This is a genomic window from Sandaracinus amylolyticus, assembly GCF_000737325.1.
Taxonomy (GTDB): domain Bacteria; phylum Myxococcota_A; class Polyangia; order Polyangiales; family Sandaracinaceae; genus Sandaracinus; species Sandaracinus amylolyticus.
On the sequence record NZ_CP011125.1, the window covers coordinates 1,835,428 to 1,860,298 of the forward strand.

Sequence of the window (24,871 nt, forward strand, 5' to 3'; positions counted from 1 at the left end):
AATGCAGATCGACGAAGGGCTCTCTCTGATGGCGGCGCTGGTGCTCGCGGCGTTCACCGCGCTCGCCGCGATCGACGGGATCTATCTCCACCTCGTGCGCTACCGCCTCCACGCATGTCCGGAGACGCGGCGCGAGCACGCGCTGCACACCGCGCGCGCGATGCTCTTCGGTCCGATCGCGCTCGTGCTCTTCGCGTTGCCCTCGGCCGGAGCGCTCCTGTGGCTCGGCGTGGGGCTCGCCGCGGCCGACACGGTGGTGGAGCTCTGGGACGTGTTCGTGGAGCCCGACTCGCGGCGCGAGCTCGGTGGCCTGTCGCGCGGTGAGTACGTGCTGCACGTCGTGCTCACGATCTTGCGGACCGCGGCGATCGCGCTCGCGCTCGCGGCGCGTCCGGCCGAGGCCTGGGCCTGGGACGCGCCTTCGATGCTGCCGGGGCTCTCGTCGTTCGGCGCAGCGATCGCAGCCAACCTCGTCCCCGGCGCCCTCGTGATCGCCGTCGTGCACGTGTGGCTCGCCGTGCGCGGCGCGCAGTGGGCGCGAGCATGACGATGCTCGAGCGCGTCGCCGCCGCGCTGCTCGTCGTCGCGTCGATGGCGGCGGTGGGGCTCGATCTCGACGCCGTGCGAGCGCGATCGATCCTCGCGCAGCGGGGGCTCCTCGCGCGGGCGATGATCGCGACGCTCGTCGTGGTGCCGCTCACCGCCGCGGCGGTGCTCGCGCTCGCGCCGATCGACGCGGACACGCGCGTCGGGCTGACGCTCGCGGCCTGCGCTCCGGGCGGCGCGTCGGCGACCGTGCTCACGCTGCGCGCGCGGGGAGACGCCGCGCTCACGGCCGCGCTCGTGGTGCTCGCGACGTTGCTCAGCGCGCTCGCGACTCCGGCGCTCGTCGCGCTGCTCACGGGCGGTGGCTCGCGCGCATCGCTCGTCGCCGCAGCGAGCGGAGCCGGCGTCGCGATCGCGCTGCAGCTCGTGCCGCTCGGGCTCGCGGTGATCGCGCGCGCACATCTGCCGGGTGACGTGACCGTGCGTGCTGCGCGGCTCGCGAACGCGGCGTCGAACCTGCTCTTGCTCTCGTTGATCGCCGGCATCGCGATCGCGCGCTGGCGATCGGTGCTCGACGCGGGCCCGTGGACGTTCGGCGCTTCGGTGCTCCTGACGCTCGCCGGCGTCGTCGCGGCCCATCTGCTCGGGCGCGGCGCGGAGCGAGAGAGCCGCGTGGCGCTCGGGGTCTCGACGGGCGTGCGCAGCCTCTCGCTGGCGCTCGCCCTCGCGGCGACCGTGTACCCCGCGCCGCGAACGACGGAGGCGATCCTGGTGTACGGGCTCGCGATGTATCTCGTCGTCGGCGCCGCGGCCGAGCTCGCACGTCGCGCGGACCGATGACGATTGTCTGCGTCCTTCCGGCGGAGAGCCCGTCTTCCTCAGCAGGAGGCTCGAGATGACCGACACGAAGACGATGGACGAGATCCGGGGCACCGTGCGCGAGACGTACGGAAAGATCGCGCGCGAAGGTGGCTCGTGCGGGTGCGCGCCGAGCGGTTGCTGCGGCCCGACGAGCGGAGCGCTCGGTTACAGCGACGACGAGCTCGCCGCGGTGCCGCAGGGGGCGGACATGGGGCTCGGCTGCGGCAACCCCCAGGCGATCGCGGCGCTGCGCGAGGGCGAGAGCGTGCTCGATCTCGGGGCCGGCGGAGGCTTCGATGCGCTCCTCGCGGCGCGGCAGGTCGGGCCGAAGGGGAGCGTCATCGGCGTCGACATGACGCCGGACATGGTCTCGAAGGCGCGCGCCAACGCGACGAAGGCGGGCGCGACGAACGTCGAGTTCCGGCTCGGCGAGATCGAGCGCATGCCGGTGTCGGATGCGAGCGTCGACGTCATCATCTCCAACTGCGTGATCAACCTGTCGCCCGACAAGGCCGCCGTGTTCCGCGAGGCGTTCCGCGTGCTGCGACCGGGCGGCCGTCTCGCCATCGCGGACGTCGTCGCGACTGCGACGCTGCCCGACGCGGTGCGCGCCGACATCGCCGCGTACACCGGGTGCGTCGCGGGTGCGGCGCACGTCGAGGAGCTCCGCGCCATGCTCACGAAGGCCGGCTTCGGCGAGGTGCGCGTCGAGGTGAAGGAAGCGTCGCGCGCGACGATCCGCGAGTGGTTCCCCGACAGCGGCGCGGAGCGCTACGTCGCATCCGCCACCATCGAAGCGGTGAAGCCCGGCAAGTCGTGCTGCGGCCCGGAGTGCTGCGCGTGAACGATCCCCAGGCGGAGCGCGTGTGGCGCGAGCTCGAAGGACGCCTTCGCGCGTTCGTCGCGCGTCGCGTCGCCGCGCCCGCCGACGTGGACGACGTGCTGCAGGACGTGTTCTTGCGAATGCAGCGCGGCATCGGTCAGGCACGCGATCAGGAGCGGCTCGCGCCGTGGCTCTTCCAGGTCGCGCGCAGCGCGATCGCGGAGCATCGACGCGCGCGCGCGCGCCATCCCATCGCGGGCGACGACGTGGTGATCGAAGCTGCGCCGGACGACGAGAGCGACGACGCGCTCACGCGCGAGCTCGTGGGGTGCGTCGCGCGGTTCGTCACGATGCTCCCGTCGCCGTATCGCGAGGCGATCACGCTCACCGAGATCGAAGGCGTGTCGCAGAAGGACGCCGCTGCGATGCTCGGTGTGTCGCACTCGGGCATGAAGTCGCGCGTCCAGCGTGGGCGCGAGCAGCTCCGGCGGATGTTCGAGGAAGCGTGCGCGATCGAGCTGGATGCGCGCCGCCGAGTCACGGAGTGCACGCCGCGTGCGTGCGGAGGGTGCAAGCCCGACGAGCCGAGCTGACCCGGAGACCGCTCGCGTCGACGCCTGCGGTCTCGGGTCCGGCGGACCACGTCCCGAGTCGCGGTTCACGTCGACTGCGTGCCGAGCTCGCGCGCGATGCCCTCGCGGCGCACGAGGTCCTCGATGCGAGCGCGCACCTCGTCGCGAATGACGCGGACCTCGGCGAGCGGACGTCCCTTCGGATCGGGCAGAGGCCAGTCTTCACGACGCACGCCGGGCACGACGGGGCACTGCTCGCCGCAGCCCATCGTGATCAGCATCGTCGCGCCGCGCGCGAGCTCGTCGGTGAGCAACCGAGGCGCGCGGTCGCGCAGATCGATCCCGACCTCGAGCATCGCCTCGGCGACCTCGGGGTGCACGCGCGGGCCCGGCTGCGTTCCCGCGGACACGGCGGTCGCGCGCGCCGGATCGGCGAGGTGCTCGAGCCACGCCGCGGCCATCTGCGAGCGCCCCGCATTGTGCACGCACGCGAACACGTAACGCCTCATTCAGCAGCCTCCGTCGGAATCGCCCGCTCCATCCATCCTACGAGCGCTGCGGCGAGGAACGCACCCGCGAGCTGCGCGACGACGTCCGCCGGCCGCCGCGACCGTGACGGCGGGGTTCGCGAAGGACGTCGACGCGGTGAACCAATACGCGGCGGTGATGGACGCGCCCACCGCGTACGGCGCGGCGTGTCTTTCCGCCGCGCGATGTTCGCGAGCTCATCGCGAGTGGCCCACGCGCGCGAGAATCGGGGCCGGCCCTCTGCTCAGTTCGCGATGCGGAGCTCCGTGCGGCACTCGCCCTCGAGCCCGTTCCAGTGCGCGAACCGGTGCGACAACGCGAACTCGCGCAGCGTCGTCGCGCCCGTCATCCCGGGCAGATACACGAGCGGATTGCCGCTCTCGTCCGTCAGCAGCTCGCCGTCGACACCGCGGAGCCGACTCAGGCGCTGGGTCGCGAGGTCTTCCGTGGTGAGAGGGCCTTCGCCGTCCCACGCGGCGGCGAACGCCTCCGCGCGCAAGCTCGCGTTCTCGACGTACGAGTCGAAGAAGACGTGCGTCAGATGCCACGTGATCTCGGCGCTCGCGGTGCTCGCACGCGGGATGACGATGCCTCTCGTGCCGTCGCCGGAGCTGCACTCGCGGTAGTCGACGTCGACGGGGAACCCGAGCTCGAACGGGATCTCGCCCGGCGCGCCCTCGGGCCCGACGAGCGTGCCCTCGAGATAGAGGCTCCATCCTTCGGCGATCATCCGCTCCGCAATCGACGCATCGACACCGTCCCCGAGGCGCACGCCGTCGCGCGCCGGGCGGCTCGCGAAGCGCACCGCGTCCCAGCGCTGCGGCGCCACGCCCTCGATCGTCCACGCCATCGCCGTCGACGGCACGAGCTCGACGAGCACGGGCTCGACGACGACGCCAGCGCTCTGGCCGCTCGCCGTCTCGAGGTGAAGGCTCTCCAGCGCGACCACCACGTGACCGAAGCGGGCTTCGTAGCCATCGGCGAAGCGCGACGCGGCGATCCCATCGCGTGCTTCGTGGCCGCCGCTGACGACGACGATCAGCGAGCCGCTCGACCTCTCCGACGTGCACGAGGCTGCGAGCATGCTCGCGAGCGCGATGGTTGGGACGAAACGACGACTCACGGAGACACCTCCTCGATGCGCAGCGCGAACGCCTGCGGACGTGTGAGCGCCAGCTGCCAGGCGCCGTGCAGCTGGCTCGGCGCGCTCACGACGACTCGCGCAGCTCCGTGCGCCGGGTCGTGGTGCTCGGGGACGAGCGCCGCGAAGTCCACCTCCCGCAGCCACTCGCTCGCGCGCACGCCGAGCACCACGCGCACGCCGCGCTCGAGCGACCTCGCGCTCTCCGGCGGAATCTCGTCGACGCGCCGTCGCAGCGGCGTGTTCGGGATGTCGAGCCCGGCTTCGACCTCGACGATCGTCGTGCCGCGGGTCGCACGTGCACGAACCCACGCCAGGTGACCGCGGGTGGGCCCGTCGGCGCCGAGCGTCGCGAGCGCGCCGCGCGGATGATCGAGCAGCACCGATGCGCGATCGACGCGGCTCGCCTCCGCGAGCGTCGGCCCGAGGTCGACGACGTCCGGCCGTGCCGCGTCGACGACGTGCTGATCGAGGTGCTCCGCGATCGCGTTCGTGCCCGCCTCGTTGTCGTCGCCGGCGTGCGCGAGCGCCCGCGCCGGACGCACGAGGTCGAGCAACGACGTCGAGCGCGGTCGCGGCGGGAACAGGTAGATCGCGCCGACGACGAGCTGCGCCTCGAGCATCTCGACGACGAAGGGCGCGTCACCGACCGTCGTGACCGCGTCGATCGGCTCGGGCGCGATCTCGATCGTGATCTCCACCTCGCGTCCGCCGGTCCCGGCGATCGCGCATCCGAGCGCGGCGAGCGCGAGCAGCGACGGCACGATCGCGTTGCGGTTCATGGTTCCTCCTCACCGCGGAAGAGCTCGACGTGGACGGAGAGCTGCACGAGCACCCGCAGCGGCGGCGCTGCGACGAAGTGCCGCTCGGCCATGCGCGACGGTGCGCGGTCCGGGGCGAAGCTCGACACGTAGTTGAGCTCGGCCTGGCGATAACGCTGATCGAGCAGGTTCTGCGCGCGGACCCCGAGCTCGACGAAGCGCCAGCGCACCGCGACGGCGGCGTCGAGCACCCACCACGGCTCCGAGACGCGCTCGAGCGGGAGCGGGCGCTGGCCGAGCGCGAGAAAGCCGACGGCGACACTCCCGGCGACGCGCTCTCCCGCGATCACGACCGCGTGCTGCGCCGCCGCGTCGATGCGGAAGAGCCACTCGGGGATGAACGGAAGCCGCGGCCCGGCGAAGAGCTCGAACGCGCCCGCGCCCGGTGGCGGCAGGTGGCCGCGCGTGTACGTGAGGGATGCGTCCACGTCGAGCCACGAGTCGATGCGAAGCCGCGAGAACACGGTCGCGCCGCTTCGATGCGATGCGCCGGTCACCGTGTTGCGGCCGCGCTCCGCATCGAACACGAGGTCGCGCGAGACCCGTGTGAAGAACGCCGACGCGCCGCCCTCGACGCGCAGCGGCGCGGTCTCCTCGCCGACGTTCCACGCGAGCCCGCTCTCGAGCGCGAGGACCTCGGCGAAGGGTGCGAGCTCGCCCTCGGACAGCGCCGCTGCGTCGCTCGAGCGAGCACCGAGGCCAGCGCTGGTGACCCAGCGCAGCTCGGGCGCGAACACCACGTGCAGCGAGCCGCGCGGCTGGAGCAACCAGCCGAACGCGCTCGTCGTCTCGCGCGGCAGTCGCTCTCCGATCCGGTCCACGTCGGGGCGATTGCGATCCACGACGCCGAACCCGAAGCCGTCGATGCGTGCGCCGCCGCTGAGCGCGAGCCACTCGAGCACGCTCGCGTCGGCACGTGCGTGAAGCGCCAGGGACGTGACGCGCATCTCACGATCGAAGTCGGCGAGATACGGGACGCCGAGCTCACGCCGTACTCGGTCCTGCACGCTCGCGCCGTCGTCGTGGCGCACGGCGAGACCGAGCTCGATCGTCTGCGCGCGCTCGAGCACGACGAAGCGATGACGCATCGTCGCGCGCGCCGAGACCGTCACTGCGTCGTAGCGCTGATCGACCGCATCGCCGCGCTGTGGACCTCCGTCCGTTCGCGGGTCGAGGAGGAAACCCGTGAAGCTCTCGCGAACGCGAACGCCGTGTGCGTTCGCCTGCAGCATCGCGCGCGCCCAGGTCGGACCCTCCGACCACTCGAGCGTCGCCGCGCCGCCGCCACGATACGAGCTGCCGCCCTGCGACGGATCGTACGTGCAGAAGAACTGCGCGAAGTCGTCGCCCGCACAAGGCAGGCGCCCCGCGCGCCAGTCGTCGTCGCGCAGCGGACCGGCCTGTCTCCAGGTCGCCGCGCTGCCGAGCCCGAGCAGACGCAAGCGGAAGCGCGACGCGATCGGCACCTCGACCTGAGCGATCGCCGCGCCCTGCGCGAACGCGCGGTTCGCGCCCCAGCCGGCTCCGTCCCGGAACGATGCGCCCGCGAACGTCGCGCTCGGCTCGCCTTCGGGGCCCCAGAGCGCGTGGACCCGGCGCTCCTCGTAAGTGCCGTAGGCGGCGCCCACGTGGATCCCTCGCTCGCGCAGCCCGAGCCGGTACTCCGCAGTTCCTGCGATCGCGAAGTCGCCCTGCGCCGGGTCGAATGGGCCCTGCACGACACGGATCGACTCGACCAGCTCGGGGACGATGAACGTCGAGTCGACGTACCCGTGCCCGTGCGCGTTCGAGACGTCGTTGAGCGGGATGCCATCGACCAGCACCTCGAGGTCCTCGCCTTCTTCCGCATCGAACCCGCGGAGGAACATCGACGCGGCGTGACCCTCGCCACCGTGGTTCGACAGCAAGACGCCGGGCGCGAGCGTGAGCATCGACTGCGCGTCGTCGCGCGGCACGCGACCGAGCGCGCCGACGTCGATGTCGTGATCCGAGACGGCGCTCGGGGGCCGCTCACGCGCGGGCGCGACGACTTCCGCTCGCGCGCCGAACGTGGGCGCGTGCGCGTCTTCGGACGTGCCGGCGTCTTCGCCGACCCGCTCCGACTCGTGGGTCTCGGCGCTCGTCGCCGACGCCGGTGCGCGATCGTCCTCGGTGTCGAAGGTCGTGTGGGGCAGGGCGATCTCGCGGACGACGGCGCGCTCGGGAAACACCACGACGTAGCGCACGCGCGCGGGGATGGGGCGACCGGCATCGTCGGTCGCGGGGTCGAACGAGAGCGCGCGCACGTGCTCGAGCGCGCGTGCCGCGAGCGCGTCGTGGACGCTCGTCTCGACGGGCTCGGGGCGGATCTCGACCGGGGTCGCGTCTCGCAGTGCGCCGTCGGCGCCGACGACGATCTCGAGCTCGACCTCGACGCGCATCGTGCCCGTCGCGTCGGGGCGGTCGATCGGCAGTGCGGTGCGCGCGCGCGGCGGCTCCTGCGCGCGGGCGAGGTGCGGTGCGCAGGTGGGGGCGAGGACGAGCCCCATCAGGAGCAGCGCGCGCAGCGTGTTCATCGCGGTCGACGCGCGCGCGCCGTGTCGCGGCGCGCGCTGGCGCATCTCAGTGCTCGTGCCCGTCGTGCTCACCGAAGTCCGGCGACACGCTGAAGATCGCGATCGAGCCGGGGCTTCCGCCGACCTCGATGCGACGCTCGATCGCCCACGCCTCGAGCTCGACCTCGATGACCTCGTCGACGCGGGGATCGACGACGAACACGCGCTCTGCGCCGACCGTGAACGTCGGTCGCACCTGCGCGTGTCCCGGCTCGACCGCGAACGCATCGATGACCCGGATCGGCTCGCCGAGCGGCTCGCCCGTCGTCGGTGCGAGCGCGTGCAGCCGACCGTCCGCAGTGAGCACGACGAGGTGCTCGCCGTGTGCGTCGAGCGCGAAGCGCAGGACCGGCGACTCGATCGGGATCGGCGTGAAGTGGGGCTCGGCGTGCGGATCGATGACGACGAGGCCTTCGTTGCTCCAGTTCCCGATCACGACGTCGAGGTCGTGCGCGGCTGCCAGCGTCCCGACCCGGACGTCGTCGGGCACGGTGCCCGGGTACTCGCGCTTGATCTCGTGGAAGTGATCGCCGTGGACCTCGAGGAAGAGCACGCCGTCCGAGCACCCGAACGCGACGAGCTCGTGGCCGGCAGCTTCGCCGTGCAGGCCCGGGCAGCCGTCGAACGTGTCTTCGACCTCGTCGGGCGTCGCGACCGCGCGCGCGGTGACGCCGATGGGGAGCGAAGCGGTCGCGTCCTCCGGGTCGGGCAGCGAGAGCAGCACGTGCCCGGCGACGACGAGCCCGACGCCGTGATGCGGCCGACCGCTGGGCACGTGCACGATGCGCGGCTCGGTGGTCGACAGCGAGCGCTCCTGGATGACGTCGAGGATGCCGCTGCCGTCGTTGAACGACGCCGCGTACCACGAGCTCGGCGTGTCCTCCTCGCCGTGCACCACGAAGTGCACCGGGCGATCGCCGTCGAGCCGCGTGGAGAGCAGCGAAGGCGCCTCCTTCGCGATGTGGTAGTGGTCTCCGTGAGACTCGAAGAGGACGCCCGAGTCGACGATGTGCACGCGGTTCGCCGACCCCTGCACCGCGTAGCCGTAGCGCGCGAACGGGTCCGCGTAGACCCTCGCCGCAGCCTCGATCGCGATCGGTCCGTGCACCGTTCCGTCGTCGAGGTCGATCACGCGCACCACTGCGTCGGTGCCATCCGCGACGAGCAGCCGACCCATCGTGACCTCGGGCTCGTGCGGTTCCGTGCCGCCGTCGTCGTCCGCCGTACCGCCGCCGTCGACGCCGCCCGCGTCGCTCGTCGTGTGCATCCCGGCATCTGGCCCCGGTGCCGTCGGCCCGTCGTCGTCGCCGCACCCCCAGAGTGCCAACGGCCCTGCTGCGAGCAGGGCGAACCAGCGGTTGCTCTCGATCATCACGCCTCCTGAGCAGGCCGGCGAATTACTGCAACCCAGTTGCAGATGCAAGCGAGATGAAGTCGCGGTTGCGATGCATGTGCGGTCGTATTGCCGTTGCGACTGTGGTGCGTGTGGCGTACTCACGCTCGTCCGCCGAAGGCGAGAAGGAGCTCATCGATGCTCGACGAACGACTGCCCGTGACGGTGCTGTCCGGCTTCCTCGGTGCGGGGAAGACGACGCTCCTCAACCACGTCCTGAACAACCGCGATGGCAGGAGGGTCGCCGTCATCGTCAACGACATGAGCGAGATCAACGTCGACGCGAAGCTCGTCGCGGGCGGCGGCGCAGAGCTCTCGCGCACCGAGGAGGCGCTCGTCGAGATGTCGAACGGCTGCATCTGCTGCACGCTGCGCGACGACCTCTTGCGCGAGGTCGCGAGCCTCGCGGCCCAGAGGCGCTTCGACTATCTGCTCATCGAGTCGACGGGGATCGGAGAGCCGCTGCCGGTCGCGCAGACCTTCGCGTTTCGCGACGAGCACGGGAGGAGCCTCGCGGACGCCGCGCGCCTCGACACGATGGCGACCGTCGTCGACGCGCGCGGATTCCTCGACGGGCTCGGCTCGACCGAGGACCTGAAGGATCGTGGGCTCGGTGCATCCGAGGAGGACGACCGCACCATCGTCGACCTGCTCGTCGATCAGGTCGAGCTCGCCGACGTCGTCGTCGTGAACAAGTGCGACCTCGTCGACGACGACGAGCTTCGACGTGTGGAGGGCCTCGTGCGCGCGCTGAACCCGGTCGCGCGCGTGGTGCGAGCGACGGAGGGCCGCGTACCGCTCGAGCTGCTGCTCGACACCCGCAGCTTCGACTTCGAGCGCGCGCAGCGCTCGGCGGGCTGGATGCGGGAGCTCGAGGGCGAGCACACCCCCGAGACGGAGGAGTACGGGATTCGCTCGTTCGTGTGGACCGCGCGGCGGCCGTTCCACCCCGAGCGCCTGCAGCAGCTGTTCGACCGCCCCTGGCGCGGTGTGCTCCGCAGCAAGGGCTTCTTCTGGCTCGCCACGCAGATGGGCTCGGTGCTCGGCTGGAGCCTCGCCGGCAAGGTCGGTCGCCTCGAGCACGCGGGACATTTCTGGGCCGCGGTCGACCGGGCGCACTGGCCGGACGATCCGGCGTTGCGCGCCGACATCGAGAAGGAATGGGATCCCGTCTACGGCGACCATCACCAGGAGCTGGTGGTGATCGGTCTCGCGGCAGAGATGGACGAGCGAGAGGTCCGGGCCGCGCTCGAGCGCGCGCTACTCACGCCGGACGAGATGCGAGGCGGGCCCGAAGCGTGGGCGAAGCTCGGCGATCCGTTCGCGGCAGCAGCGCCGGAGGACGTCGCGTGAGCGTGTCGTCGATCGACCGAGCGAGAGCCGCACCGTTCCGAGCGCGTCGTGAGCCGGCACTCCCATCGCGGTGATCACGCGATCCAGTCCGCGAGCCCGATCCGATCAGAACGCGAGCGGCGGTCCGCCCGAATGGCCTCCCACGCTTCCCGGCGCGAGGTCCTTCACGTCGATGCGCGCCGCTGAGGCGACGCGGCCCGCCTGCCATCCGAGCGTCTCTCGCATGCGCACCGCGACCACGATGCCCGAGGCCAGCGTCAGCGCCGCGACGATCCACATCGCCGCCGAGAGCCCCAGCGCGTCCGCGGTGACGCCGGCGACGAGCGCGCCGATCGCGTAGCCGAGGTCGCGCCACAAGCGATAGACGCCGACCGCCGAGGCACGCCACGTCGGATGCGCGACGTCGCCGATCGCCGCGAGCAGCGTCGGATACACCAACGCGGTGCCGGCTCCGAGCAGCGTCGCGCCGAGCGCGAACCACCCGAAGCGCGACGAGACGATCACCACCGCGATCCCGATCGCCTGCACCCACATGCCCGACGCGATCAGGCGCTTCCTGCCGACGCGATCGGACCATGCGCCCGTGAAGAGCTGCCCGAGCCCTTGCGTCGCGGGATAGATCGCCGCGAGCACGCCGATCTCCTCGAGCGTCATGTGCGCCGCGGCGAAGACGATCGGGAAGAGGCCCCACGCCATCCCGTCGTTCAGGTTGTTCACGAGCCCGGCCTGCGTGACGCTCGAGAGCTCGCGATCGACGAGCGTCGTCCGCCAGAAGACCTCGCGCTGCGACGGGATCCCCTCGCGCGGCAGATCGCCCGCGAGACGCGACTCGAGCCCGACGTGGTGCTTCGTCTCGCGCACCGCGAGCGCGGAGAGCACGAGGCCGATCACGACGAACGCGACGCCGAGATAGAACGGCTCGGGCCGGAGCCCGTAGTGCGCCGCGACCCATCCGGTCGCGAGCGCGCTCGCGGCCACTGCGACGTAGCCCGCGAACTCGTTCAGGCCCATCGCGAGGCCGCGGTTCTTCGCGCCTGCGAGATCGATCTTCATGATGACCGTCGTCGACCACGTGAGGCCCTGGCTCACGCCGAGCAGCGCGTTCGCGACGAGCACCCAGTCCCAGCTCGGCGCCCACATGAGCAGGAACGGCACCGGCGCGGCGACGAGCCAGCCGAACACGAGCACGTGCTTGCGCCCGTACCGATCGGACAGGCGCCCCGCGAGGTAGTTCGTGATCGCCTTCGTGATGCCGAAGACGACGATGAACGAGAGCACCGCGGTGCGCGCGGCGAGCTGGAAGTCCCGCTCGGCGATCGGCGGCAGGATCGTGCGCTCCATCCCGACCATCGCGCCGACGAACGCGTTGACGACGACGAGCAGCGAGAACTGCGCCGCGTTCTCGCGCAGTCCGAGCCGGATCGGCGTGCTCATCCGGCGCCCCGATTCGCGCGGAGGTGCGCCGCCATCTCCGCCGGCTTTTCCGGAACGTCCGTGACGGATGCGACGAACGCGTCGCGATCGAGAGCGAGGAGCGGGCTCCACCGCCTCTCGAAGCCGATCGTCGAGCAGGGCTTGCCGCTGAGCCCCGCGCCGCACGCCGAGCCCGCGAAGTGCGCCGGCCAGACTTCCAGGTCGTCGGGCAGCGCGAGCAGCCTCTCCAGGCTCGCGTGGAGCTCGCGCGCGCTCTCCCGTGCATCGCCGGGCAGGTCGGGGCGCCCGACCGCGCCCGAGAAGAGCGTATCCCCCGTGAGCACGAACCACGGCTCGGGTCCGCGCCGCAGGTCGACGACGAGGAGCGACACGCTCTCGGGCGTGTGTCCGGGCGTGTGCATCACGTGGATCCGCGTGTTCCCGAGCTCGATGTCGTCGCCATCACGCAGCGGCTCGAACGCGTGCGCGACGTCGGCGCGCTCGTGCAGGCAGTAGCGGGCGCCGGTGCGGCGCGCGAGCTCCGGTCCACCCGAGGCGTGATCGGCGTGCACGTGCGTGTCGATCACGTGCGTGATGCGCATCCCTTTGCTCTCGGCGAACGCGACGTAGGCCTCGAGGTCGTCGGCGCGCGGGTCGACGACGGCGCAGCGACCGAGCCCGCCGCAACCGAGCACGTACGACGCACAGCCGGTGTCGAACCGGAGGAACGGACGAAAGATCACGAGGCACTCTCCTCTCGCGAGACAGGCAGACCGCGTGCGGCCCAGTCGCGCACACCGTCCTCGAGACGTCGCGCGCGCCGACCGCTCGCGCGGAGCGCGCGCACCGCGTCCACGGCGAGCACGCAGTACGGGCCGCGGCAGTACGCGACGATCTCTTTGCGCTTCGGTAGCGACGCGAGTCGGTGCTCGAGATCGGCGAGCGGGATCGAGATCGCGCCCGGCAGGTGCCCCGCCACGTACTCCTCGCTCGGTCGGACGTCGACGACCAGCACGTCACCGGCGCGCATCCGCTGCGCGAGCTCGTCGGCGCCGATCGCTTCGTCGACGTCGTCGCCCAGGAATCGCCGCGCGGCCGTCTCGACCTCCGCGACGTGCGCGCGCGCGACGTCGCGGAGGCTCGCGAAGAGCGTCGCGACCTCGTCCGACGCGAGCGCGTACGTCACGAACTGGCCGCGCTTCTCGCGCAACACGAGGCCGGCGCGGAAGAGCACCTGCAGGTGCTGCGACGTGTTCGCGACGCTCTGTGCGCTCAGGTGCGCGAGCTCTTCGACCGTGCGCGGCGTCTGCGCGAGGAGGTCGAGGAGCTCGAGGCGCACCGGGTGCGCCACGGCCTTTCCGACGCGGGCGAAGGCCCCGAAGAAGGCGTCTTTGTGCGCGCGGTCAGGCATTCAATTGAAGCATTGAATGCCTTTCGCGCCGCCCTCGCGCAAGCGGGCTCGTCCGCCGGCCACCGACCGCGAACCCTTTTGCGGCGACGCGCGCGCCCTGGGACGGCTCCTCACGGCACACCGCGAGACCGTGTTCCGCTGCGGCCTATGCTTCTGCCGCACCACCGAGGATGCCGAGGACGCGGTGCAGGCGACGCTCTGGGCGGCGGCGTGCGCTAAGGCCGAGTGCCCGCCGCGACCTCCGCGAACCTCGCGAGCAGGCGGCCCCAGTCGCCTCCCTTGTCGAAGATCTCGCGCATCTCGTCGCGGCGCGCGCCATATCGATCGAGGTGCCGGTGCTCGAGATCGACGCGCGTGCGCTCACCGCTCTCCGCGACGAAGCGAATCTCGATCTCGGTCTTCAGGCTCGGGTCGGGCTGCCAGTCGGCGCTGATGTCCCACGAGAGCACGAGTCGCCCGGGCGGCTCCCACGCGAGCACGCGACCCCAGTCGCACGTGCTCCCGTCCTCGCCGCGCTCGAACCATCGGCCGCCGACGAAGGGCTCGATGATCGCGTCCACCGCCTTCGCTCTGCCGATCTTGTACTGCGCGAGGGGCCACCACGTGCCCATCTCGCGGGTGAACACGCGCCACGCGATCTCTCGGGGCGCGTGGACGGTCAGCACTTTGCGGACGCTGTTCGGATCGTGCTCGGTCATCGCTTCGTCTCCTTCGCTGCCTCGCGCTCGACGGCCTTCTTGAAGGCCGCGAGCGTCTCGTCCCAGAAGCCGTCGAGCCAGTCGCGCAGCTGCTCGATTCCGCGCTCGTCGACGGCGTAGAGCCGTCGCGTCCCTTCCGCGCGATCGGTGACCAGCCGCGCCGCCTTCAGCACCTTCAAGTGCTGAGAGACCGCGGACCGGCTCACGTCCATCCCCTGGGCGATCTCGCCGACCGAGCGCGGTCCGCGCCGAAGACGCGTGAAGACCGCGCGGCGCGTGGGATCGCCGAGCGCGTCGAACACCCGTTCCGCGTGCGCGTTCACGGACGCTCCGCCCGAGCTTCTGCGCGGAACGAGGAGCGCTCGCCGGACTCGCGCGGGGTCGACGACGCGTCGGCAGCGAGCTCGGGGAAGTACTTCGCGCGCATCCGCTCCGCGTACGCTACGCACTTCGGCTGCGAGACGAGGAACGCGCGGATCGGGGACTCGATCGGTGTGAGAACGGACGAGGCGAGCGTTCCGAAGACGACCGCGTCGACGCTCGTCGCCGCCTCGCCGAAGAAGAACGGTCCTTCCGACATGAACGCGAGCACCGCGCGCCAGTCTCGGATCGCCGACTCGACGATGTCGTCGTGCGAGTGACGCAGGATTCCCTGCTGCCACAGCATGTTCGTGAGGCCGCGCCGCACCGCGCTCTCGACGAACGGGCGGACGATCGCCGGCACCGCCTGGAACCGCGCGCGCGTATGGCGCGCGCCGTCCTCGTGGAAGAGGTGCGTGTACGCGAGGATGAACGCGTAGTGCTCTTCGAGCGTGCGCTGCACGAGCAGCGCCGTGGCGCGCTGCGCCGCGTCGAGCGTTGCGTCGGGGTCGCGCCCGCGCGTGCGCACGAGATGCTCGATGACGAGCGTGGAGTCGGCGATGCGCACGCCGTCGTCCTCGATGAACGGGAGCTTTCCTTTCGGGGCCGAGCGAGGATCCCGTGTCTCGACCACCTCGTAAGGGATCCCCGCGATGCGCAGCCACGTCTCGAGCTTGCAGCAGAACGGGCTGAGGTTCGGGACCGCGAACATGCGCGGGAACACGAAGAGCTTGATGGGCGCGTTCGTCACGACGGCCTCTCCTCGAGAGCGGATTGAGCGTTAGTAGCGACTAACGGTTAGTTGCAACTAACGCTCGTCTTTGTCAAGCGACCTCGGAGCGCTGCGTGCTCGTCGGAAGGTGCACGACGTCAGACGGTCGGGATGGCCGCGCGGTGACGTGCGCCGCACCACGCCCTCGGCTCGTGGCCGAGCGCGCGCGCGGGCGTCCGGTCGGTGCCGCGCGAGCGGCGCTTGCCGCCTGGAGTGCGCGCCTATGTCGATGGCCGTGGCCGACCTCGCGATGCTTCCGATGTCGAGTGTCGTCGACGCGGTCGGCCCGTACCGCGTGCTCGCGCGGCTCGCTGCGGGCGGGATGTCGGAGATTCTCCTCGCGCGTCGCGCGGGCGTCGCCGGCCTCGAGCGCCTGGTGGCGGTCAAGCGCATGTTGCCGGAGACGATCTCCGAGCCACAGCTGCGCGGTGCGCTGATCGACGAAGCGCGCGTCCTCGTCGGCCTGCGCCATCCGAACGTCGTCGCGGTGCAGGAGCTCGGTTGCGAGGACGAGCAGCTCTACCTCGTGATGGAGTACCTGCGAGGCGACAACCTGCTCGCGCTGACGCGCGCCGCGCGAGAGCACGGCATCGAGCTCGACGTCGCGCTCGTGGTGCACATCGTCGCCGAGATCTGCGCGGGCTTGCACGCCGCGCACGAGCTCGCCGACGACGATGGGCGATCGCTGGACGTCGTGCACCGCGACGTGTCGCCGCAGAACGTGTTCGTGACGTTCGAGGGCGAGGTGAAGCTGATCGACTTCGGGATCGTTCGCTTCGCCGATCAGATCGCGCGCACGAAGAGCGGAGTGGTGAAGGGCAAGTTCGCGTACATGGCGCCCGAGCAGTTCAGTGGAGAGCCGCTCGATCGACGAATCGACGTGTTCGCGACCGGCGTGGTGCTGCACGAGCTGCTGACCGGACGACGCCTGTTCGCGCGCTCCAACGATCGCGACATGTTGATGGCGATCCTCTCGGACCCGGTGCCGCGTCCGTCCGAGGCCGCGCCGTCGCGAGGCATCCCTCGCGCGCTCGACGAGATCTGCATGCGCGCGCTCGCCCGCGATCGGAACGATCGATTCGCGACCGCGGGCGAGATGCGCGCCGCGCTGCGAGCGCTGCTCCCCGCGCTCGATCCACGGCTCGATGCGCGCGAGACGTTGTCGCAGCTGACGCGCCGCGTGCTCGCGTCGCGGCTCGCCGAGGTGGACGCGCTGCTCCGTCGTGCGCGCCGGCCGACCACCGACCAATTCGATCGCGCTGCCGCGCTCGGCGCCGTCGCGCGCACCGAGCCGACTGCGCCGCTCGAGATCGACGTCGTGGTCGAGCTCGACGTCGAGCCCGTCGCGCAGCCACGCGCGCAGCGCCCTCGCGCGCCCATGCTGCGCGATCCGATCGCCGCCTCCGTCCTTCCCGTCGTCGCGGCGACTGCGCTCCTCGTGCTCGCGGCGCTCGGGATCTCGGCGATGCGTCCCGCCCACCCACGGCCGCAGCTGCCCGAGTTCGGCGCGCCAGGCGTCACGACGACGCCTGCTGCGTCACCGAGCGACCCGCCGGCGGTGCGCTCGCACGCGCCCGAGACGATCCGCGTGTCGGTCCACTCGGAGCCTGCGGGCGCCGTCGTGACCGTCGCCGGCGAGGCGCGCGGCGTCACGCCGCTCGCGCTCGAGCTCCCCCGCGGGAGCGCGTCGATCGATCTCGCGCTCGCGCTCGACGGTCACGTCACCACGCGACAGACGCTGCTGCCCGACGAGAGCCAGCGGCTCGTCGTGCACCTCGCGCCGACGTGCACCGGCTCGCGCTGAGCGCCCACGCACCGCCGGTCCGCCCGTGACGTCGCTGCGGCACGGCCGCCTGGACTCGCACGTCGAGCGCACGATCGCCGCATGACCACGTGGCTGCTTCGCCGCGGGGGAGACCGACTCGCGGGCTTTCGGTCGCGTGCGCGCGTCGCTACGAGCGCAATTGCGAGGTGGGGCGGGATGCAGTGCTTCAATCACGTGCTCGACGTCGTCGTGGTGGTCGATCGCTCCGAGACACTGGACATGTTCTGCGACGCGTTCGCGTGCTTCGGCTGGCGCGCGCGCGCGTTCGCGGATCCCGAGTCCGCGTGGAACGCGATCGTGCAGCGGCCGCCTCACGTCGTGATCGCGAGCACGACACGCGCGGAGCTGCTCGCTCGCATCCGCGCGAGCTCCGCCGCATCGCGCATCGCCGTGCTGTCGGTCCGGACCGACGACGACGATCGCGAGCGCCAGCGCTACGCGGACGTGCTGAGCGTCGCGACGATCGTGCAGCGGCTCGTCGAAGACATGGCGTACCGCCAAGCGCACTGGCGCGGGTGGTGAGCGCTCGCGCGCTTCATCGCTGCACGTCTGCGCGTGTCCCCGCGTCGATGAAGAGCGAGAACGCCCGCGCGTAGGCTCGCGCGAGCGTCTTCCGCAGCGAGTCCCCTTCGGTCGTCGCGTCGAGCTGCGACGCGAGCACGCGCGCGACGTGGCGCGCACGAGCAGAGCGCGCGTACCAGTCGTCCGGGACCGTCGTGTCGACCCCCGCGAGCTCCGCGAGGTCACGGAACGCGTTCACCCATTCGTCCTCCGTCATGGAGCGCGGGGCGACATAGGGCCCGCACCCGCGGACGCAACGCACGCGAGCTACAGCGAGCCCGCGCCGGCCTCGGCCCACGCGATGGGCGTTCCGCCGGGCTCGAGCGCGTCGACGGACGCCCACGATCGTCCGTCGCGGCTCGCCCAGACGCTCTGCTCGAGCCCGCGCCGTCCCTCGAGCCCACGCGCTCGCCACGCGTGCTTCACCACGACGACGAGCCCGCGCGCGCCGAAGTCGAAGAGCTCTGCGCGCACGACGTGCTCGATCGTCCGCCCGTCGTCCCGCGCCGTGCCTGCGACGACGCGGGGCACCTTCACGCGCGCGCGCTCACCGTCGATCGTGACGAACACGTGCACGGTCGACGGCGGACCCTCGGTCACCGGGACGAGCTCGATCGTCGCGCTTCGAATCGGCATCTCGCTCACGCATGACGCATGCGCCGCCCATACGCGACATGAGCGCGGTGTGGGCTCGTCGACAGAGCGGCGCGCGCACCACACCCATCGTGTGGCCGGCCGCCCCGCGAACCGCGAGCGTGCTCGAGCGGATGCGAGCGGCCGCGCGGCGAGGCACGGCGGGCGTACGCCTTGCACGACACCGACGCGCGCAACGTCGGAACACCGTCGCGTGCTCGGGTAGGCGTGCAGGTCCAGGTCTTCAGCGAGAACGCGGGCCGAGAGACGCTCGCGCACGCGATCGAGCGCCGCCGCGACGAGATCCGGCGCGCGTGGTTGGAGCGACTGCGAGCGGACCTGAGTGGGCACGACGTCGACGCGGCCGAGCTCGTCGATCTCGCGGACGGGTACATCGATCGACTCACGCAGCTGCTCCGCGGCGGCTCGCCGGTCGAGCGCATCAGCGCGTGGACCGACATCGCGCATCGATACGCGGTGACCGGCATTCGACTCGGCTTCGACATCGAGCAGGTCGTGCGAGAGATGTCGCAGCTGCGCTCGGCGGTCGCCGCGGTGCTCGCCGCCGAAGGGCTGAGCTCGGACGTGCTCCACACGGTGCTCGACGAGGCGATCGCGGCGTCGGCCGCCGAGTTCTCGCGCCTCGCGAACGCCCATCTCCGCGAGGCCGAGGAGCGCTACGAGCTGCTCGTCGCAGGCGCGCGCGAGTACGCGATCTTCCTGCTCGACGCGCACGGTCGGGTCGCGAGCTGGAACTCGGGCGCCGAGCGCATCAAGGGCTATCGAGCGTCGGAGATCCTCGGCCAGCCCTACGACGTGTTCTTCCTGCCCGAGGACCGCGCATCCGGAGAGCCTTCGCGCCTGCTCGCGGAAGCACGCGTGAACGGCGAGCACAAAGGACGGCACCGCCGTCTGCGCAAAGACGGCTCCGTGTTCTGGGCGGACGTCACGCTCACTGCGGTCTTCGACGACTCGGGCGCACTGCGCGGCTTCTCGAAGATCACCCGTGACGCGACCGCGCAAGTCGAGGCCGAGGCCGAGGCCATGCAGCGTGAGCGACTGTCGGCGATCCTCGAGTCGGCCGTCGACGCGATCATCGCGACGGACTCGAGCGGTCGGATCGCCCTCTTCAATCGCGCCGCGGAGCGCGCGTTCGGGTGCACTGCGGCCGACGCCGTCGGTCGGTCGATCGAGACGTTCCTGCCCGGCGCACGTCTCTCGAGCATCTCCGAGGAATGCAGCGCGCACCGACCGCTCCCGGGTCTGGTGGCGGACGCCGGGCCGTTCTCCACGCTCGAAGCGCGCCGAGCCAATGGCGAGGAGTTCCCGGTCGAGGTCACGTTCGCGCCGACCGAGATCGGCGGTGCTCGGTACTACGCGGCGATCGTGCGCGACATCAGCGCGCGGGTGCGCGCCGAGCGCGCGAGACGCGAGGCGGAGTCGCGCCTGGAGGAGATCGCCGACAACACGAGCGCTCTCATCTACATCAAGGATCGCGAGGGCCGATTCCTGCTGGTCAACCGCGCGTTCGAGAGGGTCTTCGGCCTCACGCGCGCGCAGATGCTCGGCAAGACCGACGCGGACTTCTTCTCGCCGGACCTGGTCGCGCGGTTCCGGGAGAGCGATCTCGAGGTCGTCGCGCGCGGCAGCGCGCTCACCGTGGAGGAGCTGGTGCCCGTGGGCGGCAGGCTCCGGACGAACCTGTCGGTGAAGTTCCCGCTCCGCGACGAGGACGGAGAGATCTACGCGACCGGTGGGATCTCGACCGACGTCAACGAGCAAGTCGAGGCGCGCGACGCGCTCGAGCGGGAGGGCCAGCTCCGCGAGCTCTTCGTCGGAGTGCTCGCGCACGATCTCCGGAACCCGCTGAACGCGATCATCATGACCTCTGCGGCCCTGCTCGCGCGCCGGGGGCTCGATGATTCCGCGGTGAAGAACGTCGAGCGCATCGCGAACGGCGCGAAGCGGATCGCGGGGCTCGTCGACGTCCTGCTCGACTTCACGCGCGTGCGCTCCGGCGCCGGCATCGAGCTCCAGCTCCGCGCCGCGAGCTTCCACGACATCTGCCGTCACGTCGTGGACGAGGCCGCAGCGGCCCAACCGACGCGGAAGATCGAGTGCTCGTTCGAAGGCGATCCTGCGGGCGAGTGGGACGCGGTCCGGATCGCGCAGGTCGTGAGCAACCTGATCAGCAACGCGCTCGCGCACGGTCGCGCCGACGCGCCGGTGAGCGTGAACGTCCGCGGGACGTCGAGCGAGATCACGCTCGAGGTGCGGAACGCCAACGTGGGAGCGCCGCTCGCGCGGGAGCAGATCGACCGCATCTTCGATCCGTTCACGCGCGGCTCGCGCACCGGAGGCCGAGGCGGGCTCGGCCTCGGTCTCTTCATCGTCGATCAGGCTGTGCGCGCGCACGGCGGCGCGGTGCGCGTCGAGAGCGACGCGGAGCGCGGGACGGCGTTCGTGGTGACGCTCCCGCGGCATCCGCGCACGCCGTGAGACGGCGGCTCAGGGCAGGGCGAGCCGAACGATCTGCCGCCCGACGCTCGCGAGCTGGCGGAGCAGCGGCGCCGAGCGGTACGTCTGCCCGTAGCGCTCGCAGAGCGCGCGCACGCGCGGCGCGACCTCCGGATATCGCGATGCAGGCAGATCCGGGAACAGATGGTGCTCGATCTGATGGCTCAGGTGCCCGCTCAGCAGGTGCATCCAGCGCTCACCCTCGATGTTCGCGGAGCCGTTGATCTGCCGCACGTACCACTCGCCCCGACTCTCGTGCTCGGTCTCGTCCTCGCGATAGACGCGCACGCCCTCCGGGAAATGACCGCAGAAGATGATGGCGAACGCCCACACGTTGCGCGTCCCGTTCGCGACGAGGTTGCCCGCGATCACGCGCGGCGCGTTCCACAGCGCGAGCGCGGGGAAGAAGAGATAGTCCTTCGCGAGCTGCCACTTCGCCTTCGCGAGGAAGGGGCGCGCGCGCCGCGCGAGCTCACGCCACGACTGGTCGCCGCACATCGTCTCGAAGATGCGGAGCTCGTGCGTGCCCACGCCCCACTGGAACGAGAGGGCGAGCCCCGCCGCGACCAGCGGCTGCGAGAGATGCGAGGGGCGCCACGCCTGCTCCGGCGCGACGCGCAGGAACATGTAGCCGACGTCGCGATCCTTCCCGAGGATGTTGGTGAAGGTGTGGTGCTCGTAGTTGTGGGAGCGGCGCCAGTCGTCGCTCGTGCACGCGATGTCCCACTCGTACGTGCTCGAGCGGAGCGCGGGATCGCCGGTCCAGTCGTACTGGCCGTGCATCACGTTGTGCCCGATCTCCATGTTCTCGAGGATCTTCGAGATGCCCAGCGCGCCCGCGCCGACCACGAAGCTGATCGGATCGATCCCGACGTGGAGCAGCGTGCGCCCTGCGATCTCGAGCGCGCTCGCAGCGCGCATCACGCCGCGGATGTGATCGACGTCGCGCTGGCCGAGGCTCGCGATCACCTCGTCTCGGATCGCGTCGAGCTCGCGCCCGAGCGCGTCGGCTTCGTCCGTCGTGAGAGCTCGGCTCGGCGTCATGGTGCGCTCCGGTCAGAGGAGGAGGTCGAGATCGGTGCACGGCGCGGAGACACACAGCTGGATCTCCTCGTCGCCCGCGCCCGACGTCGCGCCGGTGAGCAGGCTCTTCACCACGCCCGATCGCTTGCGGGTCGTGCACGAGCGACAGATCCCCATGCGGCACCCCGACGAGGGCCGCTCGCCCGCGCGCTCGAGCTGCACGAGCAGGCTCTCGCACGAGCTCACCTCGATCGTGCGACCCACGCGCGAGAGTGAGAGCGACAGCGCGCGTGCGTCGTCGGCGGGCTCGATCGGCGGGGGCGCGAAGCGCTCGCGCCGGAGCCGCGCTTCCGCGCCGGCGCGGCGCCACGTCTGCTCGACGCGCGCCATCATCGCGGGCGGACCGCAGAGCCACGTCGAGCGCGACGCGAAGTCGGGCACGAGCGCGGCGAAGCGCGCTTCGTCGAAGCCGACCGGCGCGCCCGGCTCGTCGTCGAGGCACCACACCACGCGCAGCCCGCGATGCGCCGCGGCGAGCGCTTCGATCGCCTCGCGGAAGATCACGTCGCGGCGGCTCCGCGCGTGATGCACGAGCACCACGTCGCGGACGAGATCACGCGCGGCGAGGTCGCGGAGCATCGCGGCGATCGGCGTGATCCCGGAGCCGCCGCTCAGCATCAGCAGCCGCTCGGGCGTCGGCTCGGGCAGCACGAAGTCGCCCGCGGGAGGGCTCAGCACGAGCACGTCGCCGACACGCACGCGGTCGTGCAGCCAGTTGGACACGCGACCGCCCGGGACGCGCTTGGCCGTGATCGAGACGAGGCGCTCACCAGGGACGGGCGCCGACGAGATCGAGTAGCAGCGCCGAACGCGCGCACCATCGATCTCGAGCTCGACCATCGTGTGCTGTCCCGCCCGGTGCGCGCGCCAGCGTCGGTTCGGGCGCAGCACGAGCGTGCGCGCGTCGGGCGTCTCCTCGACGATCGAGACCACGCGCGCGCGGATCTCGGTGAGCGACGCCGTGAGCGCGAGCTCCCTGCACCAGAGCTCCGCCTGGCGATCGAGGAGGAGACGGCGCGCCACGCCGCGCCCGGTCGCGCGGCACGCATCGACGATGCTCTCGGCCCTGGGCATGGGTTCCGCGTCCTCCGCAAAGATACCTACGCTCGCGTAACATCGGGCTCAAGTCATGGTCTCGTCATCGTTCCGTATCGGGCGAACGAGCGCTCGATCGTCGTCGCGACGAAACGATGGTGAAACCTACGTCTGCGTAGTATCGTGGAGCGCGATGGCGGCTCGGAAGACGACGCGGAGGCTCCCGGCGCTCGAGCGCAGGGCGCAGCTCGTCGACGTCGGGCGCGCGGTGTTCGCGAAGCGCGGCTACGAGGCTGCGTCGGTCGAAGAGATCGCGACGCGCGCGAAGGTCTCGAAGCCGATCGTGTACGAGCACTTCGGCGGCAAGGAAGGGCTCTACGCGGTCGTCGTCGATCGCGAGATGGACTACGTGGTGCGCCGCATCGCCGAGGCGATCGGATCGGGCACGCCGCGCGAGCGCGTGGAGCACGCGTCGCTCGCGTTCCTCACGTACGTGCGCGATCACCCGGACGGCTTCGCCGTGCTCTCGCAGGACTCGCCGGTGACCTCGACGCACGGGCGCATGTCGAGCCTGCTGAACGATCTCGCGGAGCGCGTCGGCCACGTGTTCGTCGAGGCGCTGCGCGAGGCGGGCTACGACACCAAGGCCGCCCCCATCTACGCGCACGCGCTGGTCGGGATGGTGACGTTCGTCGGCAAGTGGTGGACCGACGCGCGCTCTCCGCGCATCGAAGAGGTCGCGAAGCACATGAGCGCGCTCGCGTGGATGGGCCTGCGCCATCTCCCGAAGCAGCCGAAGCTCGGCTCGGGCCGCGCGTGATCGCGAAATGCGCGCTTGCGTCGCGGTCGTGACCGGTCCACCGTGGACGAGCACGTTCTTCGGTCCCCGCTTCGCTCGGACGGATTCACGTGCTGCGACGACACCGCCGATGCGGGCATGTCGCAGCGTTTCCCCGGGCTCGAGGCTCTCTCGGCGGCTGCGCGCGTTCAACTACCGAGAGCCGGATTCCGAGTCGTTTTGAGCAATCGTCTGTACGTAGGCAATCTCTCGTTCCACACCACCGAGGACACGCTGCGCGCGACCTTCCGCGCCTTCGGCGAGGTCGATCGGGTCGACGTCCCCACCGATCGCGAGACCGGGCGCGTGCGCGGCTTCGCGTTCGTCACGATGGCGAGCGCTCAGGACGCGGCGCGCGCGATCTCCGAGCTCGACGGAGCCGCGCTCGACGGGCGCAACCTGCGCGTGAACGTCGCGCAGGAGCGTCCGCCCCGCCGCAGCGGCTGGTGATCGCGCGAGCGCTCGCCGCGACGCGGTGAGCGCGCATCGACCGGCGTCCCTGCGACGCGGCCTCGCGCCGTACGCACGGACGCCGTCACCGCCGCGCCGCGCGGCGTCCGACGGGAAAGGGACCCTGCCGATGAGCAAGACCAAGACTCCGCCCCGCGAGCGCTCGCTCGAGCTGAAGCCGGCCGTGATCATCGCGATCGTCGACACCGACGTGTGGCGGGTGCGCCGTCTGAGCGAGCTGCTGCAGGAGTGCGGCGCGCGCGTGCTGCTGCTCGGCTCGTCCGGGAACGCGATGCAGCTCCTGCCCGGTGCGCGGTGCGACATCGTGGTGTTCGCGGACGGGCTCGATCGTCCGAGCGGCGCGGAGCTGTGCGAGGCGCTGCGCGAGAAGCTCGGCGCCGACCGTCCGTTCTTCGTGCGGCTCCGAGGTGCGGACGCGGAGGCGAGCCTGTCGGTGTTCGACGAGACGCTGATCGAGCCGCTCGTCGACGATGCGCTGCTCGCGACGCTGGGAGACGTGGTCCGCGCGCGGCGCGCCGCCGTCGAGTCCGTGTGAGCGTCGCGCCACCGAGCCGCGCGCGTGTCGCGCTCTCGGCGCGGCAGTAGACGTCGTCGGTGGGGGCTCGGGGTCGCGCTGGGGTGC

26 protein-coding genes and 1 pseudogene are annotated in these 24,871 nt (G+C 71.5%); 11 read left to right on the forward strand and 16 right to left on the reverse strand.

What is annotated here, in order from left to right; genetic code table 11:
• The first annotated feature begins 1 nt into the window (after position 1).
• The 4 genes from DB32_RS07690 to DB32_RS07705 are packed head-to-tail and all read left to right on the forward strand — an operon-like array spanning position 2 to position 2,823.
• Positions 2–547 (forward strand): hypothetical protein, encoded by a 546-nt coding sequence (locus DB32_RS07690; RefSeq protein ID WP_053231768.1) that lies wholly within the window; start codon positions 2–4, stop codon positions 545–547.
• Positions 544–1,386, forward strand: a complete 843-nt coding sequence (locus DB32_RS07695; RefSeq protein ID WP_157068823.1) for a bile acid:sodium symporter family protein — start codon at positions 544–546, stop codon at positions 1,384–1,386. The genes DB32_RS07690 and DB32_RS07695 overlap by 4 nt, the downstream gene beginning before the upstream one ends.
• A 55-nt stretch (positions 1,387–1,441) precedes the next feature.
• Entirely contained in the window at positions 1,442–2,251 is an 810-nt protein-coding gene (locus DB32_RS07700; protein ID WP_053231770.1) for an arsenite methyltransferase, read from the forward strand.
• Entirely contained in the window at positions 2,224–2,823 is a 600-nt protein-coding gene (locus DB32_RS07705) for a sigma-70 family RNA polymerase sigma factor (protein WP_169791369.1), read from the forward strand. Before DB32_RS07700 ends, DB32_RS07705 begins: the two co-directional genes overlap by 28 nt.
• A 65-nt stretch (positions 2,824–2,888) precedes the next feature.
• Here DB32_RS07705 and DB32_RS07710 read toward each other — a convergent pair whose 3' ends face one another.
• The 6 genes and pseudogenes from DB32_RS07710 to DB32_RS46500 form a co-directional block, all read right to left on the reverse strand.
• Positions 2,889–3,311, reverse strand: a complete 423-nt coding sequence (locus tag DB32_RS07710) for an arsenate reductase ArsC (RefSeq protein WP_053231772.1) — start codon at positions 3,309–3,311, stop codon at positions 2,889–2,891.
• A pseudogene (locus tag DB32_RS50225) lies at positions 3,308–3,497 on the reverse strand (aquaporin family protein); the annotation flags it as partial. The pseudogene DB32_RS50225 and the gene DB32_RS07710, both read right to left, overlap by 4 nt.
• Positions 3,498–3,574: 77 nt before the next feature.
• Positions 3,575–4,453, reverse strand: a complete 879-nt coding sequence (locus tag DB32_RS07715) for a hypothetical protein (protein ID WP_157068824.1) — start codon at positions 4,451–4,453, stop codon at positions 3,575–3,577.
• Positions 4,450–5,253, reverse strand: coding sequence for a hypothetical protein (locus DB32_RS07720; protein ID WP_053231774.1), 804 nt, complete (start codon positions 5,251–5,253; stop codon positions 4,450–4,452). The genes DB32_RS07715 and DB32_RS07720 overlap by 4 nt, the downstream gene beginning before the upstream one ends.
• Complete coding sequence (locus DB32_RS07725) at positions 5,250–7,892, reverse strand: TonB-dependent receptor (RefSeq protein WP_157068825.1); 2,643 nt, start codon at positions 7,890–7,892, stop codon at positions 5,250–5,252. The genes DB32_RS07720 and DB32_RS07725 overlap by 4 nt, the downstream gene beginning before the upstream one ends.
• A gap of 1 nt (position 7,893) precedes the next feature.
• Complete coding sequence (locus DB32_RS46500) at positions 7,894–9,309, reverse strand: hypothetical protein (protein WP_157068826.1); 1,416 nt, start codon at positions 9,307–9,309, stop codon at positions 7,894–7,896.
• 108 nt (positions 9,310–9,417) lie between these two features.
• Between DB32_RS46500 and DB32_RS07735 the strand changes: the two genes are divergently transcribed.
• Positions 9,418–10,632, forward strand: coding sequence for a GTP-binding protein (locus tag DB32_RS07735; RefSeq protein ID WP_053231777.1), 1,215 nt, complete (start codon positions 9,418–9,420; stop codon positions 10,630–10,632).
• 105 nt (positions 10,633–10,737) lie between these two features.
• Here DB32_RS07735 and DB32_RS07740 read toward each other — a convergent pair whose 3' ends face one another.
• The 6 genes from DB32_RS07740 to DB32_RS07765 form a co-directional block, all read right to left on the reverse strand.
• Entirely contained in the window at positions 10,738–12,066 is a 1,329-nt protein-coding gene (locus DB32_RS07740) for an MFS transporter (RefSeq protein ID WP_083457227.1), read from the reverse strand.
• Positions 12,063–12,785 carry an MBL fold metallo-hydrolase gene (locus DB32_RS07745; RefSeq protein WP_053238723.1) on the reverse strand — a complete coding sequence of 241 codons (723 nt, stop codon included), beginning with the start codon at positions 12,783–12,785 and terminating at the stop codon, positions 12,063–12,065. The genes DB32_RS07740 and DB32_RS07745 overlap by 4 nt, the downstream gene beginning before the upstream one ends.
• Positions 12,785–13,456 (reverse strand): ArsR/SmtB family transcription factor, encoded by a 672-nt coding sequence (locus DB32_RS07750; RefSeq protein ID WP_053231778.1) that lies wholly within the window; start codon positions 13,454–13,456, stop codon positions 12,785–12,787. Before DB32_RS07750 ends, DB32_RS07745 begins: the two co-directional genes overlap by 1 nt.
• A gap of 215 nt (positions 13,457–13,671) precedes the next feature.
• On the reverse strand, positions 13,672–14,154 hold the full coding sequence (locus tag DB32_RS07755; protein ID WP_053231779.1) for an SRPBCC family protein: 483 nt from the start codon (positions 14,152–14,154) through the stop codon (positions 13,672–13,674).
• A complete protein-coding gene (locus DB32_RS07760; protein WP_053231780.1) occupies positions 14,151–14,477 on the reverse strand; it encodes an ArsR/SmtB family transcription factor in 327 nt (108 codons plus the stop codon). The genes DB32_RS07755 and DB32_RS07760 overlap by 4 nt, the downstream gene beginning before the upstream one ends.
• A complete protein-coding gene (locus DB32_RS07765) occupies positions 14,474–15,265 on the reverse strand; it encodes a glutathione S-transferase family protein (protein WP_053231781.1) in 792 nt (263 codons plus the stop codon). Before DB32_RS07765 ends, DB32_RS07760 begins: the two co-directional genes overlap by 4 nt.
• 256 nt (positions 15,266–15,521) lie before the next feature.
• Between DB32_RS07765 and DB32_RS07770 the strand changes: the two genes are divergently transcribed.
• Positions 15,522–17,090, forward strand: coding sequence for a serine/threonine protein kinase (locus DB32_RS07770; protein WP_169791370.1), 1,569 nt, complete (start codon positions 15,522–15,524; stop codon positions 17,088–17,090).
• Between the two features lie 177 nt (positions 17,091–17,267).
• Positions 17,268–17,633 carry a response regulator transcription factor gene (locus tag DB32_RS07775; RefSeq protein ID WP_053231783.1) on the forward strand — a complete coding sequence of 122 codons (366 nt, stop codon included), beginning with the start codon at positions 17,268–17,270 and terminating at the stop codon, positions 17,631–17,633.
• A 13-nt stretch (positions 17,634–17,646) separates the two neighbouring features.
• Here the strand turns inward: DB32_RS07775 and DB32_RS07780 are convergent, their stop codons facing one another.
• Complete coding sequence (locus tag DB32_RS07780; RefSeq protein ID WP_157068827.1) at positions 17,647–17,871, reverse strand: hypothetical protein; 225 nt, start codon at positions 17,869–17,871, stop codon at positions 17,647–17,649.
• Between the two features lie 68 nt (positions 17,872–17,939).
• The gene (locus DB32_RS07785; RefSeq protein ID WP_157068828.1) at positions 17,940–18,308 is read right to left on the reverse strand and encodes a hypothetical protein; all 369 of its coding nucleotides are present in this window, start codon (positions 18,306–18,308) and stop codon (positions 17,940–17,942) included.
• A 225-nt stretch (positions 18,309–18,533) separates the two neighbouring features.
• Here DB32_RS07785 and DB32_RS07790 point away from each other — a divergent pair, with 225 nt between their 5' ends.
• Positions 18,534–20,804 (forward strand): PAS domain-containing sensor histidine kinase, encoded by a 2,271-nt coding sequence (locus DB32_RS07790; protein ID WP_053231786.1) that lies wholly within the window; start codon positions 18,534–18,536, stop codon positions 20,802–20,804.
• A 9-nt stretch (positions 20,805–20,813) separates the two neighbouring features.
• Here the strand turns inward: DB32_RS07790 and DB32_RS07795 are convergent, their stop codons facing one another.
• Positions 20,814–21,866: a fatty acid desaturase family protein gene (locus DB32_RS07795; protein WP_053231787.1), complete on the reverse strand. Its 1,053-nt coding sequence runs from the start codon at positions 21,864–21,866 to the stop codon at positions 20,814–20,816.
• Positions 21,867–21,878: 12 nt separating this feature from the next.
• The gene (locus tag DB32_RS07800; protein ID WP_053231788.1) at positions 21,879–22,979 is read right to left on the reverse strand and encodes a ferredoxin reductase; all 1,101 of its coding nucleotides are present in this window, start codon (positions 22,977–22,979) and stop codon (positions 21,879–21,881) included.
• A 154-nt stretch (positions 22,980–23,133) separates the two neighbouring features.
• Here DB32_RS07800 and DB32_RS07805 point away from each other — a divergent pair, with 154 nt between their 5' ends.
• The 3 genes from DB32_RS07805 to DB32_RS07815 all read left to right on the forward strand — a co-directional run bounded on the left by DB32_RS07805 (position 23,134) and on the right by DB32_RS07815 (position 24,784).
• Positions 23,134–23,760 (forward strand): TetR/AcrR family transcriptional regulator, encoded by a 627-nt coding sequence (locus DB32_RS07805; protein ID WP_075097476.1) that lies wholly within the window; start codon positions 23,134–23,136, stop codon positions 23,758–23,760.
• 198 nt (positions 23,761–23,958) lie between these two features.
• Positions 23,959–24,228: an RNA recognition motif domain-containing protein gene (locus DB32_RS07810; RefSeq protein ID WP_053231789.1), complete on the forward strand. Its 270-nt coding sequence runs from the start codon at positions 23,959–23,961 to the stop codon at positions 24,226–24,228.
• Between the two features lie 130 nt (positions 24,229–24,358).
• Complete coding sequence (locus DB32_RS07815; RefSeq protein WP_157068829.1) at positions 24,359–24,784, forward strand: response regulator transcription factor; 426 nt, start codon at positions 24,359–24,361, stop codon at positions 24,782–24,784.
• The last annotated feature ends 87 nt before the right edge of the window (positions 24,785–24,871 follow it).